Origin of the sequence: Leptospira neocaledonica, from assembly GCF_002812205.1 — a bacterium.
GTDB lineage: Bacteria > Spirochaetota > Leptospiria > Leptospirales > Leptospiraceae > Leptospira_B > Leptospira_B neocaledonica.
On sequence record NZ_NPEA01000002.1, the window covers coordinates 390956 to 406908 of the forward strand.

A 15953-nucleotide genomic window follows, 5' to 3' on the forward strand; every position below is an offset into this window, starting at 1 on the left:
TGTTTACTCCTGGTTGATGGAAACCACAGGGTAACCTTCTTCTTCTAACATTTTAGGAAGAGAGGAAATATCCTTTTTGGTTTCGAAACGTGCAGTCTGTGAGTTTAGGTCCACTATGGGTTTCGTTTCTGCATCGAAGGATTGGATTGTTTTTGAGACTGTCCTTACACAATGATCGCAGGTCATTCCGGATAGTTTGATTTCGTACATTTTATTTCTCCTTGATCTATAATCCAATTGTCAACCTTCCAATAGTGGGAAGGTCAAGGCCCAAATCCGAAAAAAATCCTCTTTTTCATAAAAAAGTGTTTTTTCAAACCTTCTAATAGTTAGAAGGTTATGATTTTATGAATATCGGAGAAGTCGCCAAATTATCCGGAGTGAATCCAAAATTGGTCCGCCATTACGAATCTATCGGATTAGTGTCCAAACCCATTCGGGCAGAATCCGGGTATAGATTATATTCAGAAAAGGATATACATACATTGAGATTTATCAAAAGAGCCAGAGGTCTGGGGTTCTCTTTACCCGAAATCAAACAATTATTAGGACTCTGGAAGAATAAATCCAGAGCAAGTGCTCAAGTCAAATCTCTCGCTATGACTCATGTAAAAGAGATGCAGGCTAAAATTTTGGAATTACAATCCATGTGCGATACTCTCACTCATTTAGCAAAACATTGTCATGGAGATCATAGACCCGACTGTCCTATTTTAGAAGAGTTAGAAGGGTAATAAGAACCTTCTGATCATTCTGACTTTCTAATAGAAAAACGTATAAAATAGAAAGCAACGATGACAGATATTAAAGCGGAAACGGCAAACATACTCTTAGACCCTGAATAAAACCAAATCAATCCACCTAGATTACTCGCAATTAAAGCGGCGATACTGTTCAATCCGGCAAATGTTCCGATGGCAGACGCCGAATCGGTTTTAGGTATGATATTAGTGATCAATGCTTTAGAGATCCCTTCGGTACTTGCGGCATAAATTCCGTATAAAAAGAATAAGGAATAAAAATGGATCCTGTCTTCTGCGAATACCATTCCCCCGTATACAAAGGCAAATATAAATAAGCCGAAGACCAAAGTGGGTTTTAGCCCGATTTTATCCGCTAAGATACCTGCAGGAAGAGAAAACAAGGCATAAACTAAATTATAGAAAATGTATATTCCGATTACTTGAGAATCCTCTAGACCTTTGGCTTTTGCCATTAAAAGAAGAAAAATATCGGAACTATTGATCAATCCAAAGATTAAAAGACCGATCACTATTTTTTTATAAGAAATCGGAGCATTCTTCCAATAAATAAAATGAGAGATAATATTCGGTTTTTCTTGTGAAGACTGTTTTTCTTTATTTTTTTCTTTGAGAAGACCTGAGATCAAAAATGCAGAGAGCCCGGGTATTGCTGCTATAAAAAATAGAGCAGAATAATTCTCCGGATAGAAATATAAGAATATTAAAGCAAATGTAGGTCCGATTACTGCTCCTAAAGTATCCATGGAGCGGTGGAATCCAAACACTGTACCTTTGGTCTCCGGTGTTGCCTCGTCAGAAAGTAATGCGTCTCTTGCCCCTGTCCTGATTCCTTTGCCTAATCGATCCAGGGTCCTGGACAAAAAGATCCAAAGCGGAAAGGCAAAAAATCCCATAATTGGTTTGGAAACTGCACTTAATAAATATCCGAACTGAACGAAAGGAACACGTCTTCCGCTTTGGTCAGAAAGTTTTCCAAAATAACCTTTGCTAAGCCCGGCGATCGCTTCTGCAAATCCCTCCAAGACTCCGATTAGAACTATGGAGAATCCTATACTCTTTAAATAAAGAGGCATGATCGGATACAACATCTCGCTGGATACGTCAGTAAAAAAACTGATGAAGGAAAGTATCCAGACTGCCTTGGTGATTTTTTTCATCCTGTATCTTTATGATGAACGTGGTTTAGGAGGGACAGCCTTATTTGGGTAGTAAAAATCGGATCAAAAATTTTTAGGGGTTTCCGCCAAAAGGATCTTAGTTCTTAACCAAAGAGGTACTATCCTTCCGATTCGAGTAGCAAACGAAGTTCCAAACGGAAAACGATTTTCTTTCCATTCTTTTCGAAAACCTTTTAGAATAAAAGAAGCCGCTTCTTCTTCGCTGATTTGATTGGGGGCAGGTATTCCGTCGTTTTTTACCGCTTCTGTGTCTACAAAACCGGGATGTAAAGTTTGGATTCTAATATGTTTAATGCCGAAATGTTCCAACTCCATTCTGGCAGTTTCTAAAAATAAACGTGCCGCTCCTTTAGAGGCTGTATAATCTCCCTGCATAGGTATCCCGAAATAAGTCGCTAAAGAATTCATATGAGAGATCATACATGTATCTTTCTGTTTTTTCATTTGGCGAATAAGAGGTACATAAAAGTTAATTAAAGAACCATAATTTATATTCATACAGTCCAGAATAGTCTTAGCACTGGCGGTTAATGTATTTGAAGGAGGACCGATTCCTATATTGAGTAATGCTATATCGATTTTTCCGAATTTTTTTACGATCTCTTGGACTACAAATTCCGCATGAGCTTCATCCCTTCCGTCTCCTACGTAAGTGATACATTCGCTTCCTTGTTTTATGATCTCTTGAGAGACTTGTTCTAAAAGACTTTCTCTTCTTGCAGTTAGTATGATTTTGTTTTGGAATTTGGCTAAGGCCAATGCGGTTGCCCTGCCTATTCCGGAGGATGCGCCGGTGATTAAGATTACCTTATTCTTATAGTTCATATTTAGCCGAGCCGTTGAGAAATAATGTGATAAAATGTGAGCATTTGCTCACTTTTGTAAAGTAAAATCTGGACCCGCAAGGGATGCGAAGGGCTTGTCCCGAGTGAACGAACTGTGTGCCCTCTATCACTTGGGTCGTTCGCGAGGGATGAGCGGAGCGAACCCGTAGCAGCCCGGTCTTCGCGAAGCGAAGAGGCGGCCAAACAAACTTAAGATAGAGGTTTTTTGTCTTTGTCGAAGAACTTTTTGTGGATCAGGTCTTGGATGAGATCTTTGTCTTCCTCTGAAAGGCTGATGAAGATTACGTTGGCCTTTTTCCCGGAGACTCGGATCACTTCTGACTCAAGTTCCATATTTTTGCCGTTGATATTTCCGAATAGGATGATCCGGTCTCCTTCGAAAACGGAAGTGCGGGTCTCTAAGCCTGCTCCTCCTGTTCCTATATCAACGATGAATACCGGAAATCTTTGGGTCTTTCCTTTAACTATAAAATCACCGTCGATGGTGATTTTGACGCGAGCGTTCTTCCTCTTCTGTTGAGAAGGGTCCCGGTATTCGTATTTGTCGTCGAAAAGGGAATTAGTGCCCGCCATACGACAATCATGCAGAAGTTCGAAATTCAGTCAAAGTGAAATTGTAATCTTCTTCAGGTCCTTCTTCGCAAGGCTGAGAATTCTTATAGGACAAATACACGGAAGCACCGTCCAAAACAATTACTGTTCTTGAAACTGAATGCGCGTCTCTTCTATGCATACAAGGCGATAGAGCGCCTTGTTCCGGTAGATGAGAAGATAAGAATGACTTAGCTATATTTGCAAAGCCTGAGGCATCCGGAAGGGAAGAAGGACGAAAATTCGAATCGAAGGTTTCTTTTCTCGCGACTTGGGCCTTAGGTCCTTGTGTGAAAGAACTTCCGAAAACTGCAAATGTTTCTGAGTCTGTTTCGGTTTGGTAAGTTTTACCGTCCCAGATAAAAATTTCGGTCTTCTCTTTACTTACCTTGAATAACTTGAATGGATAATATTTTTCTAGTTCGGAGTCCGTATAAGACTCTGGAGTTCTTTCTCCTAAAAGTATAGAACGAACCAGCAACCCTCTACTTACAGGGTTACGCAGTAATTTTAAGGTGGCTTCGTAGTAGTTTACTAGACAGATAATTTCGCCGGCTTGGTTGACTCCGATCCAAGTTCCCCCTGCTTCTCCATCGATTGGGGCTATCGCTTTTCCGGAATTGGATTCTAGTAGTTGAGGAAAAAGAGAAGGTTTCCTCTTCACGGATTCGTCTCTGTTAAATCCGACTCCAAGTATTCCTTTGTCTGGATCTCTATAGATTAAAGAAGTACACATTTTATTTTCCTACACTTAAGAAGAAGTCCACTCTTTCGTTTCGGTCCACTTCGTAAGCTCCGTTTCCTGAGATCAATGGTAACGTTTCACCGTAGCCTCTGTATCTATATCTTCCAAATTCATAATCTTTCCCGAATAAGGATTGGAATACCTTCTTCGCTTTTTCTTCGGAAGCTCTTAGATTGTACTCGTCATCTCCTCTATGAGATGTGTGGATCTGCAACTCTGCTTTGTACCCGGGGAATTTGTTTAAGACCGATTTTAGTTTAGAAGGTAATGTCCACCATTTGTCTTCATAGATACGATTTGGGACGGAGAATCTGAATCCTTCTTTTTCTTTTACGACTAGGATATCAGTTTTAATATCTCCTAATTCTAATTCTTCCTCTCCGCCGAATACGTCTTTATAAAAGAGAACAAATCGCAGGTCTGCCAAAGATCCTATTCTTCTTCCCTGATCGTCTAATCCGTACCAGATCAATTTGTCGGGACCGTTTCCTGTTCCATTCCAGCTTCGAACGATTCTCTCTTCCGGCTTTTCTCCATCGTAATAAGATTCCATAATATTGATCTTCCAGGATACGATTGGAAGTCCTTTAGATCTTAGACGGATCTCGACTAGATCTTTTTGCCAATCTCCGTCCGGTGTAAATCCATTAGGAGAAACATCGTAAGAGAATTTCGGCTTCTGGTCGGAAAGTTGGAATTTTTTAGGAACACTTATATGTTTATCATATCTATTGTATACCGTTAGACGATATAGATATATTCCCGGACCTAAATGTTTGTTTTCCTTATTTTTGGGCTCCCATATCAGTTCTGCAGGAGGTTCCCCTAAGGATTTTTGGGAGAAGACTAGGTTATCGTCTTTTACTTCGTTTTTAAAAATTTCCAATTCATAAGAATCCGATTTCAATTTAGAAGAAACGTATGAGTTAAATTTAATACGATTTAAGGGATTGGTCGGATCGGAGGGGAATAAATCTCCTTCTACGTTTAGATCCACTCCGGAAGATTCATTTTTGATTGTAAGGTTCTCAATCTTATCAATGGATTCGTTTCCTGCCGGATCTCTTCCTGTGAGTTTGTATGTATAAAGACCTGGGGGTACAGGTTTTCCATTAGAATCTGTTCCGTCCCATACGAGTTGGAAGGGAACTTCTCTAGTTCTCCAAGTATATGCTTTTAAGGATCTGCCTTCGGAATCTAAAAATTCTCCGATGAAAATATCCGCGGATTCTCCTGACGTTTTCTGTTGTATGATGATCTTGGATAAGTTTCTATCTTCACTTAATAATAATTTGGTCTTACAATTTGCTTCTGCTTTAGGAGGTCTTGCATCCAAGTAGAATGTGGACTCTTCTGAAAGTATCCTTTCTTTGTTCGCTGTAAGTAAAAATAACTGATAGGTATAATATCCATCTCCAACTGGAATTCCATTTTCATTCTCTCCATCCCATTCTAGAATTGGTGGTAGATAAATATCTTCCGGAGCGAATTCGTTCTCGTCTGAAAAAAGTGTGAATCCTTTTTTTCTGATCTTGCCCGCTTCGAATTTTCGTACGGTTTCTCCTGAGGCACTTCTGATCGTTAGTTCCCAATCTTGGAGTTTTGGCAAAGAAGAAGTTTGTATCTTGAATCGGAGAATGTCGGAAACTCCATCCCAGTTCGGAGAGAAGGAGCCGGATTCTGTACTGATGAGTGAATTTGCAGAAACCGAAGAGGAATACAGAATTCCCAGAAGACCTAAAAAAGGAAAAATTTTTCCGAACATGCTACTAGGAAATTCCTTCCGAGAAAAAATGCACTTATGTTTTATCCTCTAGTTTTCTATTGCGAATGGACCCCAAATGAGTGCCAGTATGTGGAGTCTCAGTCTTTTCGGTATAACGTTTTAATGCAAATGTGACCGACGCAAATGCAATCTCTTCCCAAGGGATCTCTTCTGGAGTAAATAGTTTCACTTCTTCCGATTCTGGACTTTCTGAAAAAATTCCATCTATCAGGTCCGCGAGAAAGAACATATAAACTTGGCTGATATGAGGAATGCTATATACGGAATGAAGTCGAACTATATTTATCTTGGCGTTCGCTTCTTCCGATGTTTCCCTAGTAGCACCTTCTTCCACAGTTTCTCTATTTTCTAAAAATCCAGCGGGTAGGGTCCAGTATCCTTTTCTGGGTTCTATAGCACGTTTGCAGAGTAGTATTTTCCCTTCCCAGATAGGAATAGTCCCAACGATTACCTTTGGATTTTGGTAATGTATGGTCCCGCAGTTCTCACAAACATATCTTGTGAGACTGTCTCCTTCCGGGATTTTTTGGACTACTTCAGAGCCGCAAACGCTGCAAAATTTCATGCTTTAGAAAACCTTCTCCAAGCTAGGATCGCTTCTAATAATAACCAAACAGTTAGAAAAATCAAAATTCCTCCGACAGTCGCGAGCAAATAACTCGGAGATTTGGAGAATAAGAAATCGTAGAAGTTAATCACCATGGCCCAAAGTGTAGCCCCTAAAACGAAAACCATCGGTATAAAGCTGATCCATGTCTTTTTCTTAGAATACAATAGATAGATTGTGATTACAAGCAAAGCAAGTCCTGCAAGTAGCTGGTTTGTGGTGCCGAATAGTTTCCAAAGCGCTAACCCGGCGGTTGTCTTCTTGCCTCCTTGGTCAATCTGTAAGAATGCAAAAAATCCGATGGCTACACATGCGATAATACTGGAAACATAACGATTCCCTAAAGTTTTTTTGATCGTCTCCGATCCAAAACTTTCTGCGATCTCTTCTATATTATATCTCAATAATCTAGTTGCGGAATCCAAGGAAGTTAAGGCAAAACTTACTACCACAAGTGCGATAAATCCTTGTGCAAAACCCTCATCGAATCCTAACTGAGAGATAAATCTTCCTGTTCCGTAGATATAGGCTCCTACCGAAGGTGCGAGGCCCTGGATCCCAGACCAGGACTTATAGAAAGAAGACCATTCTCCTGCAGATGCGAATCCGATCGTGCAGGCAACAACCGAGGTCAGTCCTAAGAGAGATTCGCCGATCATTCCACCGTATCCGATCACTCTTGCATCTATTTCTCTATCCAATTGTTTTGCAGTGGTTCCGGAACTTACCAAAGCGTGGAAGCCGGAAACTGCACCACAAGCGATCGTGATAAATACGAATGGAATAATATCCATATCTACTTTTTCAGTTCGGATTGCTTCCGCATTAAAGGAGGAAAACTCACCGAAAATACTTCCTTTTACAAAACCAAAATAGATTGCGATGATCCCCAGATACAATAAGAAAGAATTGATATAGTCCCTACTTTGGAGAAGGAGCCAAACCGGTGTAACTGAAGCCAAAAAAGCATATGCAAGAAGTATAATTTTCCAGATCGGAACTCCTGGAGAGTTATCTACATCGTTTAGACCTGTCCAGGTTAGGATGGATTCATTCATTCCGAGTACCATGACCACTAAGGTGAGGGCAACGGATGCGAAGGTAAGAGGTCCAAGCTTCATTCCTTTTTTATAATGAAGCCATCCTACTAAAACCGCAAAGATCATGATCCCTGCAGTAGGAATTACCGCTTCCGGGAAATGGCTTCTGAGTTTAATTGGAGAAGATGGAGTTTCCACTCTAACTTCGGAAGGATGCACATGATCTTTGATACTCGGAGTAGTAACCGTTTGTTCAATTTGTGGAGGAGGAGTTACGGGAGCCTGCTTTAGTTTAGGATCTGCGGAGAACATTTCCGCAAGAACGATCACGAACACACCCATTGCCAATGCGACTAAGAAAAAAATGATCGCATGAAATAAACTTCTCGCCCTTGGTCCTAAAAGATCCTGAGCAACTTGCCCGATTGATTTTCCTTGGTTGCGGACTGAAACTACAATTGCTCCGAAATCATGAACACAACCGATAAAAATTCCTCCGAAGACCACCCAAAGCATTGCGGGCAACCATCCCCAGATCACTGCAACCGCAGGTCCTAGGATGGGAGCGAGTCCCGCAATGGAAGCATAATGGTGGCCGAATAGGACTGCCGGCTTTGTGGGAAGATAATCCACACCGTCATTGAACTTATGAGCCGGGGTATCACCCACAGTGTCTTTGAGTTGGAAGATGGACTTGGATAAAAATCCGGAGTAAAACTTATAACCTAAAAAATAAAGAGTGAAACAACCGAAAACCGCGAGAAGGGGTAACATGTGGGAAAAATCTCGTTTAATGCGGCCCGGATCAAATCTTTTTTATCGGGAAAATGAATAGACAAACTCAGGTACAGGCAGAGGGTCTAAGTATAGGTTCTCGCTTTGAACGCCCGTAGTTTCGATCAGGTCAAATCATCCTTAGAGGACGTAATCTTCGAATTACAGTCCGGGAGTAATGATTGTGAGTGGTTCATTTCCTCCGAAAAATTGATCGAAATTTTAGAAATCCGACGAGAGGATTATTTTAAACTCCTATATACTCTCCGGGGAGAAAGGGAATATTCTTCCAAAGGTTCCCAAGGATTCACCCAAGATAACGCGGATCTTCTCATTTTATTATTGGAGAAGGTCCTAAAAATCGAAGGTCTTGCCTACGAGTTCGCAAAGGGCGGAGTGTATTTTGACGACGCTTATCTGGACGAATTCCGTGCCTTTTTGAAAGAGATCGTTCTTTCCAAATTAGAAAGACATGATTTGGATAAGGAACTTCTACTCTTACTTATATCTTCTACCAAAAAATTCGAAGATGCATTCGATTCATACTTCGATGATAAATTCGATGTACAAAGATTAGTGGATAATGGGATCACCGAATTTTTAGAAAGAAAAGGTTTTTCAGGAGATTACGGAGCCGACGTATTCTTGAGAAATTATTTCTTTCAGATCTTAAATACAAAATTATTCCCGATCCGACAAATCACTTCAGAATATAGAGACAGAGCTTATTACGAAATTTTCGGAAGATTTAGAGAAGAAGAGAAAGAAAAGACTAAAAAGAAAAAATCCAACTCCCGTAGAAAATTCTCCCCTAGATCATTTTACGAAGATGAAGATGCTGAAACAAGAGGACATCGCGAATTTTTAGGCCTTTCCGAAGATTATTCAAAAGCAGAATTAAAAAATAAATATAAAGAGATGATCAAAAAATATCATCCGGACGTAAATAAGAACGGATTGGAAATGACACAAAAGATCATCGCTTCATATAATTATTTGGTAATGAAAGATCGCTAATCAGGGTTTTGTTTCCTTCCTCGGAAGAATTTTCCACTGCTGATCCGCTTTTATAATATTGCCGGGAACGTCTCTTTCCCAAAAGCCGTGGACCTTTTCATTATAGTTTAAATATAATTTCCCTGAGACAATTTTCCAAGCTTTCGGATTTGTTTCATACGCTTCTCCATCTCTCATTGCGTAAGCACAATATCCTCCATATTGAGGGGCAAAATTTTCAGGAGATTTTTTGAAAGCTTCCAGGTTTTTTTCCGAGGAGAATCTCCACTCTGCATCTTTCCAACGGTAACTGAATTTGGAATTTCCTTCTTTCGGTTTGGATTCGGTAAAATAAGCGACCGGGTCGTAACCGTGAATGGCGGTTTTTCCGTCCTCTTTAAAGATCGGATCCACGATTTGTCTGCTGCTGCAGTCCATCACGAGTAAAAATAAGATCGGCAAAAAATACGACTTGTTCATGTATCCTTCTTCGGATCGAATCGAAATAGGTTACATCGGAGAAAATATGTCTTCCATCGGAGTGGGCTTAAGAAAAGAACATTATCCCTATTTGAGAAAAGGAGAGCCTGTCCGGATTTCCTGGTTCGAAGCAATCACCGAAAACTATATGGATACCCAGGGCCGTCCTTTGGAAATGTTGGAATTTATCCGTAAAAATTTTCCGGTCGCCTTGCATGGGGTTTCTTTATCCATTCTTGGCGGAAGTTTTCCTGATAAAAAATATTTGGAAAGATGGAAGGAACTCATCCGAAGAATAGATCCGTTTTTGGTTTCGGATCATCTTTGTTGGACAGAACAATCCGGAAATTATCTGCACGATCTATTACCTTTCCCATTCACAAAAGAGTTTTTGAATTTTGCAATAGAAAGAGCTGTGCAAGTCCAAGAAATTTTAGGAAGAAGGATTCTATTCGAAAATGTTTCTACGTATTTGAGTTTTCCTCAAAACGAAATGACGGAATGGGAATTTATCTCCGAGCTTTCTAAAAAAAGCGGATGTGGGATCCTATTAGATATCAATAATATATATGTAAACTCCATCAATCACGGATTTTCCGCAGTTGAATATTTAAATTCCATTCCTTGGGAAAATGTGGGTCAGATCCATCTTGCCGGGCATACGGATACTGGAGATTTTTTATTCGATACTCATTCCAAACCTGTATCCCAAGAAGTCTGGGAATTATTCTCTTCCTTTTCGGATAAAATCCAAAGTATTCCAATATTATTAGAATGGGACGAAGATATCCCCAGCTTTACAGAAATGGAAGAAGAAGCCTTAAAAGCAAAATCCATCTTAGAGTCTGTAACAACATGAATCCGGAAGAATTTAGAAATCTATTTTCAAGCACGCTCCTAGGGAAAGAAGAAGGCCCACTTTTGCAGGATCAAATCCTAGCAGGGGGAAAATTAGAACCAAATTCCGCGATTGCAGTCTACCAAAATGCGTATCTTGCCAGGTTTACGGACGCATTAGGAGAGAAATACGAAACAGTCTGGAAAATCCTAGGGGACGAGGATTTTTTTGAAACAGCGCAAACGTTTATACGAGAAAATTCATCAAATTCTTATAATATATCTAATTACGGAGATACATTTCCGAACTTTTTAAAGGAAAATTTTCCGGAACATCCTATCTTGTGCGAGATCGCGGACTTTGAACTTCATGTTTTCAGAATATTCCATTTTTCAAAAAATGAAGGAGCCGATCTATCGGATTCTCTTTCGGAAAAGGAAGCCGATGATCTGAAAATTAACTTTCATAAATCCGTTCAATTTTTGGAATATTCTTATCCTGTTTACGATCTTTGGAAGACTGAAAATTCGGAGGACTTATCTAAATTCCTGAACGAAAAAAAACAATATTTAGTTTTGGGAAAAAAAGGATCAGACTTATTCATTCTAGAGATCGAGGAATGGGAATGGGCATTCGGTAAAAGTTTAGCCGAAGGAAAAAGTATTTTGGAATCTTTGGAAATTTTAGGAACTCCACCGAAAGGATTGGGATCCATATCCGAATTCCTTTCGGGGATGAAAACGAATCGTTTGGTATCGAAGGTTAGCTCTTAAAGGTTCCTTTTTTGTCTTCACAATCTTTTTTAGTGAGGGAGATCCATCCTTGTCCTTTACAGGAATTTTTTCCCGCACAGCTATGTCCTTTTCCTCCGCAGTCACCTGTCCCTTTGCAGGAATTGATTCCGTGACATTCTCCTTTCGGTTCTTCGGATTTTGCTTCTTTTTTTTCCGCCATTGCTCCTGTTGCAAATAAGCCTGTCAGAGCTGCTCCAATGATCATACTTTTAGTCAGATCGTTCATCTTTTCGGTTCTCCGGATAGTTTATCAAAACCTGATTTTTAGGATTTGATCTGTTTTCAGTTCGAAAATAATAGTAGAAGGTTACGTATAAAAAAGAGACAGGAAGGAAAAAGAAAGATAGAAATATCGGGACCTTCTCTCGAAAGTCCCGATTGGTTGGATAAAATTATTCTGGAATTGCTTCGCCTTCGATACGGATAGAAACTTCTTCTCCGATCAAGAGTCCGCCTTTTTCCAAAGGTTTGTTCCAAGCGATGTCGAAATCAGCTCTTTTAATTTTAGTTTCTGCTTCGAAACCTAGGTGAGTGTTTCCCCACGGGTCTTTTGCAGAACCGGAAAATTTAACTTCTAAAGTAACCGGTTTTGTCACTCCTTTGATAGTCAATTCTCCTTGGATCTTGGAAACTCCACCTTTTTTAACAGTGGCTTTTTTTGCTTTAAATGTAAGAGAAGGGTGATCATCTACATTGAAAAAATCTTTTCCTTTTAGGTGTCCGTCTCTTTTTTCGTCGTTAGTGTTAATGGAAGCAGCTTTGATAGTTACGTCCAGATCGCTAAGAGTGCTGGTAGCTTCGTCGTAAGCGAATTTTCCGCTGAAGTCTTTAAAACTTCCGGATACATTGGAAATGGTAAGGTGTTTGATCTTGAAGCCAACTCCGGTATGAGCGTTATCTAATTTGAAATTTCCGGCTTGTAGTCCACCGAAAGTTAGAAGCACCAGAAGGCTAGGGATCAGGTAAAGTTTCGTTTTCACGAGTGATTTCTCCTTTGAGAATGTTTGGGTTTTAGACTGATCTCCCGGTGTAATTATTGGAATTACAAGTAAAAATACTGATTTTATTTCGAAAAACTGAAGAGAAAAGGAATATTAAGAAAATAGATTGTATCTCAAAATACAATAGATGGCTCTAAATCCATCTTTCCAACCTATCTTTTTGCCTTCCGCATAAGTGCGTCCGTAATAGGATATCCCTACTTCGTAAACACGAATGTCCGGAATTTTTGCTATCTTAGCAGTGATTTCAGGTTCGAATCCGAAACGATTCTCTTTAATATCGATACCTTGGATCACTTCTCTGCGGAATGCCTTGTAACAAGTTTCCATATCAGTCAGATTAATGTTCGTGAACATATTGGAAAGAGTAGTGAGGAAAAGATTTCCAAGTCTATGCCAGTAATAAACGACTCTATGGGCTCTTCCTCCCATAAATCTGCTTCCGAAAACAACGTCCGCTTTTCCTTTGTAAATCGGATCGATCACGTCTGGAATTTCGAACGGATCATATTCCAGGTCTGCATCTTGTACGATGACTATATCACCTTTGGCGGCTTTAAATCCTGTACGGAGTGCGGCGCCTTTTCCTTGGTTTTTCTCGTGGAAAATAAGTTGGTCCACCAACTTTTTAAAAGGAGCAGTTTTGAGAAGTTCTCTTGTTCCGTCGGTCGAAAAATCGTCCACAAGGATGATTTCCTTATCCTTGTAAGGGACCTTCTTTACGGTTTCTAAAATGTTTTTGATGGTCTGTTTTTCGTTATAACAGGGAATTACGATAGAAAGTTTCATTTAGCGTCCAGACCGACCAAGTCGCTCATCCGGAAGTCACGGATGATATTTTCGGCTTTAACGATTATTTTTTCCAATGCAATACCGAAAAGTAAATTCTTATATGCTTCCGAAGCTTTCGGAAAGTCTCTATCGCTAACTTGGACGGTCATTCTGTCGCTGACCCTGTTTTTCTCCACACATTCCAGTGCGGTTTTTCTAAGCCCGGCAAGAGCGATACACACTTCCTTAAGAATGTTCTGGGAATCCCTTTCCATTGTGGATTGGTTTCCGTTCGCATCTAATAATGCTTTAATATGTTCGGAGATACGAAGGGAAGGCATTCCTCTTTTGGTGACCCCGACCCTTTCGATCATGGAGATACTGTCTTGGAACGCGGAGTATTCCGGGGTTCCTCTGAATATATGGATAAGAACAGGTAACTCCGTATCTGCAAATGAAGTCATCGCTCCATAAAAATATCTCATTTCAGGTCTGGCCAATGGATGAAAATCCACCCTTTGGTATTTGGAAAGTTTCTCCTCTTGCTCGTCCAGGATACGATTGATCGTTTCTCCCTTGGAGGCATTTCGTCTTTCCGTCAGCTCTTTATGTTTTGTTTTGATCTTTTCCAGAAAGGCTACTTCGTCTTTCAGGAAATTGTCCAGATTTCCCCTATGTCTCAGGGTTTGGATATAACGATCCTCGAAACCTTTGGCATCGAAAATTTTAGGGCTTTGTTTGGCTCCTTCCCGGTACTCGGTTCGGAGTTTTTCTACGATGTTTTTTATCTCTTGATCGCTAAGTGCCATGCAAAGGTTTCTATCCTTCGCTATCGGCCCATTTTTGCAAGGAGATAAGTAGTGCTCCTATATCTTCCGAACAATATAATAAGGCGCTTCTGGCATCCTTATACATCTGTTGTTGGTTATAAGCTACTTGTTTTAGATGGTTCTCGTTTTTAGTATTCAGAACGTTTAAGGCATTCAGGACCATTTTTTTGACTTTTCTGGTCAGATCTAAAAGAAGTTCCTGCATTTCCCAGCGGATCACTAGTTTTAATTTTTCTATATCGGAAGTTTTGGACTGTAATGCCTGCTTACGATGGGATTCGTACTTTGCCACATAATAAGTAATGGATCTAGGATAAGAAGTCAGCTCTTTATGATAGTTTAATATCTTTTCCAGCTTTTGGAAGAATTCGATATCGAATTCTCTTGCGAGATTTCCCACTATATTTTTGTTCTCGGAAGGATCTCCAGTAGCTTCGAATATTTTAGAATTTCTGATATTGTTCAGTACGGATTCGATCCTTTCCTTGATCTTTTGGAATTGTTGAACGCTATCTTCGATATATTTCGTTTCTCTGTTGGAGCCTGCTTCTATATTTTCTATAAAAACCGGAACATCTTCTTTTCCTACATTCGAAGAAAGTCCTGCGTCTGAAATATTCAGATCCACTTTGGAAAGATCGAATATATCGTTTTGGACGGAATTCATTCTTGCGGAAAGATCCGGGCCTTCAGATGGAGTGATGTCTAATTCTTTCTGAGGATTTGGAATATAAGCGGGTTTTTCCGTATTTGCCGAACTAGGCTTAGTATGTTTTGTTTTTTCGGCAAGATTCTCTATCCAATCAGCGCTAGGATGTTTTGTACTTTTAAGAAGATTGGATAATTTCTGTAGATCTAAAGGATTGGACGATGACTTAGGATTAACTCTTCCTAATTTAGGTTTATTCGCTTCGGCTTCGGAAGCTTTTTGAAGAGTGATGCGGATGATTTCTGCCTTTCTACTTTCTTTATTGAAACGAACAGCATAACGATTTCCGTTTCGATCCAGATATTTGGTACCTAATTGGGCTAAAGAAAGTTTATTCGGATCGATCTCATCGATCGAATTTACTATAATATAATCTTGAGCCTGCCTAGATATCATTTTGAAGCGTCCTGGACTTTAAATAGGACGGAGAATTAATTTCCAATCTATCGAATTAGAAAAAATAAGATAAAAATAAGTACAAGCAAAGCAAAAAATTTTTTCTGGGCCCAAGTTCTGGAAATTTATTTCCATTATCCCTCAGTTGAGGTAAGGACAAATAACGTAATTGTTGAATTCGAAGTCGACATTACTAAAGGGTAGTGCTCCTTCTTCTTATCCGCCGAGACTTGGGCGGATCTTTACGCGACAACGATCGTAGCGAAAATCCCGCGTAGCGGATTGAAGCGGAGAGCGTGATCGCTCGCAAAGCGAGCGAGTCGCCCATCCATTCGAACAAAAGAAGTAAAAGCTCGTTGACAGGCTGCCTGGGTACGAAAATCTGGGCTCAATCCCTGAATAGGAAGTAGAGATCCTTGGCGAATATTAAATCTTCAGAAAAAGATATCCGTAGAACGAAACGCAGGAATGCGGCGAATTCTCAAAACAGGAATCGCCTTAGGACCCAAGCTAAAAAGATCCTAAAAGCGCTCCAAGACGGAGAGAAAGACTCCTTAAAACCTTTGTTCAGTCAATATGCTTCTCTTTTGGACAAAGCTGCGAAAACCAACCTGATCCACTCTAGAAATGCGGACCGCAAAAAGAGTCGGATGGCATTGCGTATCAATCAGGCTGCAACCGCATAATAACCGTAATAATTACGGGCGATTAGCTCAGCTGGGAGAGCGCCTCCCTTACAAGGAGGATGTCGGCAGTTCGATCCTGTCATCGCCCATGTTCTCATCCCAATTCAAAAAACATTCCCCGG

19 protein-coding genes and 1 tRNA gene are annotated in these 15953 nt (G+C 40.1%); 6 read left to right on the top strand and 14 right to left on the bottom strand.

Going from position 1 to position 15953, the window contains the following annotated elements; translation table 11 throughout:
* Positions 1-3 precede the first annotated feature (3 nt).
* A complete protein-coding gene (locus tag CH365_RS04235; RefSeq protein ID WP_100767353.1) occupies positions 4-210 on the bottom strand; it encodes a heavy-metal-associated domain-containing protein in 207 nt (68 codons plus the stop codon).
* Between the two features lie 137 nt (positions 211-347).
* Here CH365_RS04235 and cueR point away from each other — a divergent pair, with 137 nt between their 5' ends.
* Complete coding sequence (cueR, locus tag CH365_RS04240) at positions 348-734, top strand: Cu(I)-responsive transcriptional regulator (protein ID WP_100767354.1); 387 nt, start codon at positions 348-350, stop codon at positions 732-734.
* A gap of 14 nt (positions 735-748) precedes the next feature.
* Here the strand turns inward: cueR and CH365_RS04245 are convergent, their stop codons facing one another.
* The 7 genes from CH365_RS04245 to CH365_RS04275 all read right to left on the bottom strand — a co-directional run bounded on the left by CH365_RS04245 (position 749) and on the right by CH365_RS04275 (position 8330).
* Positions 749-1921: an MFS transporter gene (locus tag CH365_RS04245; RefSeq protein WP_100767355.1), complete on the bottom strand. Its 1173-nt coding sequence runs from the start codon at positions 1919-1921 to the stop codon at positions 749-751.
* A 63-nt stretch (positions 1922-1984) separates the two neighbouring features.
* Entirely contained in the window at positions 1985-2767 is a 783-nt protein-coding gene (locus tag CH365_RS04250; protein ID WP_100767356.1) for an SDR family NAD(P)-dependent oxidoreductase, read from the bottom strand.
* 209 nt (positions 2768-2976) lie between these two features.
* Positions 2977-3360 (bottom strand): PilZ domain-containing protein, encoded by a 384-nt coding sequence (locus CH365_RS04255; RefSeq protein ID WP_100721962.1) that lies wholly within the window; start codon positions 3358-3360, stop codon positions 2977-2979.
* A 7-nt stretch (positions 3361-3367) separates the two neighbouring features.
* A complete protein-coding gene (locus CH365_RS04260; protein WP_100767357.1) occupies positions 3368-4114 on the bottom strand; it encodes an NRDE family protein in 747 nt (248 codons plus the stop codon).
* Between the two features lies 1 nt (position 4115).
* Positions 4116-5888 (bottom strand): fibronectin-binding adhesin Lsa66, encoded by a 1773-nt coding sequence (gene lsa66, locus CH365_RS04265; RefSeq protein WP_100767358.1) that lies wholly within the window; start codon positions 5886-5888, stop codon positions 4116-4118.
* A gap of 34 nt (positions 5889-5922) precedes the next feature.
* Positions 5923-6474 carry an NUDIX hydrolase gene (locus CH365_RS04270; protein ID WP_100767359.1) on the bottom strand — a complete coding sequence of 184 codons (552 nt, stop codon included), beginning with the start codon at positions 6472-6474 and terminating at the stop codon, positions 5923-5925.
* On the bottom strand, positions 6471-8330 hold the full coding sequence (locus tag CH365_RS04275; RefSeq protein WP_100767360.1) for a carbon starvation CstA family protein: 1860 nt from the start codon (positions 8328-8330) through the stop codon (positions 6471-6473). Before CH365_RS04275 ends, CH365_RS04270 begins: the two co-directional genes overlap by 4 nt.
* Before the next feature lie 105 nt (positions 8331-8435).
* Between CH365_RS04275 and CH365_RS04280 the strand changes: the two genes are divergently transcribed.
* Entirely contained in the window at positions 8436-9347 is a 912-nt protein-coding gene (locus tag CH365_RS04280; protein ID WP_100767361.1) for a DnaJ domain-containing protein, read from the top strand.
* On the opposite strand, the gene CH365_RS04285 is transcribed toward CH365_RS04280, so the two are convergent.
* Positions 9348-9806, bottom strand: a complete 459-nt coding sequence (locus tag CH365_RS04285; protein WP_100767362.1) for a YHS domain-containing (seleno)protein — start codon at positions 9804-9806, stop codon at positions 9348-9350.
* Between the two features lie 46 nt (positions 9807-9852).
* On the opposite strand from CH365_RS04285, the gene bufB reads away from it, so the two are divergent.
* Together bufB and CH365_RS04295 are read left to right on the top strand one after the other, a co-directional pair.
* Positions 9853-10665 (top strand): MNIO family bufferin maturase, encoded by an 813-nt coding sequence (gene bufB, locus CH365_RS04290; RefSeq protein WP_100767476.1) that lies wholly within the window; start codon positions 9853-9855, stop codon positions 10663-10665.
* Positions 10662-11417, top strand: coding sequence for an HvfC/BufC family peptide modification chaperone (locus tag CH365_RS04295; RefSeq protein WP_100767363.1), 756 nt, complete (start codon positions 10662-10664; stop codon positions 11415-11417). Before bufB ends, CH365_RS04295 begins: the two co-directional genes overlap by 4 nt.
* Here the strand turns inward: CH365_RS04295 and bufA2 are convergent.
* The 5 genes from bufA2 to CH365_RS04320 all read right to left on the bottom strand — a co-directional run bounded on the left by bufA2 (position 11407) and on the right by CH365_RS04320 (position 15145).
* The gene (gene bufA2, locus CH365_RS04300) at positions 11407-11664 is read right to left on the bottom strand and encodes a BufA2 family periplasmic bufferin-type metallophore (RefSeq protein WP_100767364.1); all 258 of its coding nucleotides are present in this window, start codon (positions 11662-11664) and stop codon (positions 11407-11409) included. The genes CH365_RS04295 and bufA2 overlap by 11 nt on opposite strands.
* Before the next feature lie 166 nt (positions 11665-11830).
* The gene (locus CH365_RS04305) at positions 11831-12418 is read right to left on the bottom strand and encodes a YceI family protein (protein WP_100767365.1); all 588 of its coding nucleotides are present in this window, start codon (positions 12416-12418) and stop codon (positions 11831-11833) included.
* A gap of 114 nt (positions 12419-12532) precedes the next feature.
* Positions 12533-13228, bottom strand: a complete 696-nt coding sequence (locus CH365_RS04310) for a glycosyltransferase family 2 protein (RefSeq protein WP_100767366.1) — start codon at positions 13226-13228, stop codon at positions 12533-12535.
* Positions 13225-14019, bottom strand: a complete 795-nt coding sequence (locus CH365_RS04315) for a hypothetical protein (RefSeq protein WP_100767367.1) — start codon at positions 14017-14019, stop codon at positions 13225-13227. Before CH365_RS04315 ends, CH365_RS04310 begins: the two co-directional genes overlap by 4 nt.
* A gap of 10 nt (positions 14020-14029) precedes the next feature.
* Positions 14030-15145 carry an LIC_10450 family protein gene (locus CH365_RS04320; RefSeq protein ID WP_100767368.1) on the bottom strand — a complete coding sequence of 372 codons (1116 nt, stop codon included), beginning with the start codon at positions 15143-15145 and terminating at the stop codon, positions 14030-14032.
* A gap of 416 nt (positions 15146-15561) precedes the next feature.
* Between CH365_RS04320 and rpsT the strand changes: the two genes are divergently transcribed.
* Together rpsT and CH365_RS04335 are read left to right on the top strand one after the other, a co-directional pair.
* Positions 15562-15831 (top strand): 30S ribosomal protein S20, encoded by a 270-nt coding sequence (gene rpsT / locus CH365_RS04330; protein ID WP_100767369.1) that lies wholly within the window; start codon positions 15562-15564, stop codon positions 15829-15831.
* Between the two features lie 16 nt (positions 15832-15847).
* Positions 15848-15920, top strand: a tRNA-Val gene (locus tag CH365_RS04335).
* The last annotated feature ends 33 nt before the right edge of the window (positions 15921-15953 follow it).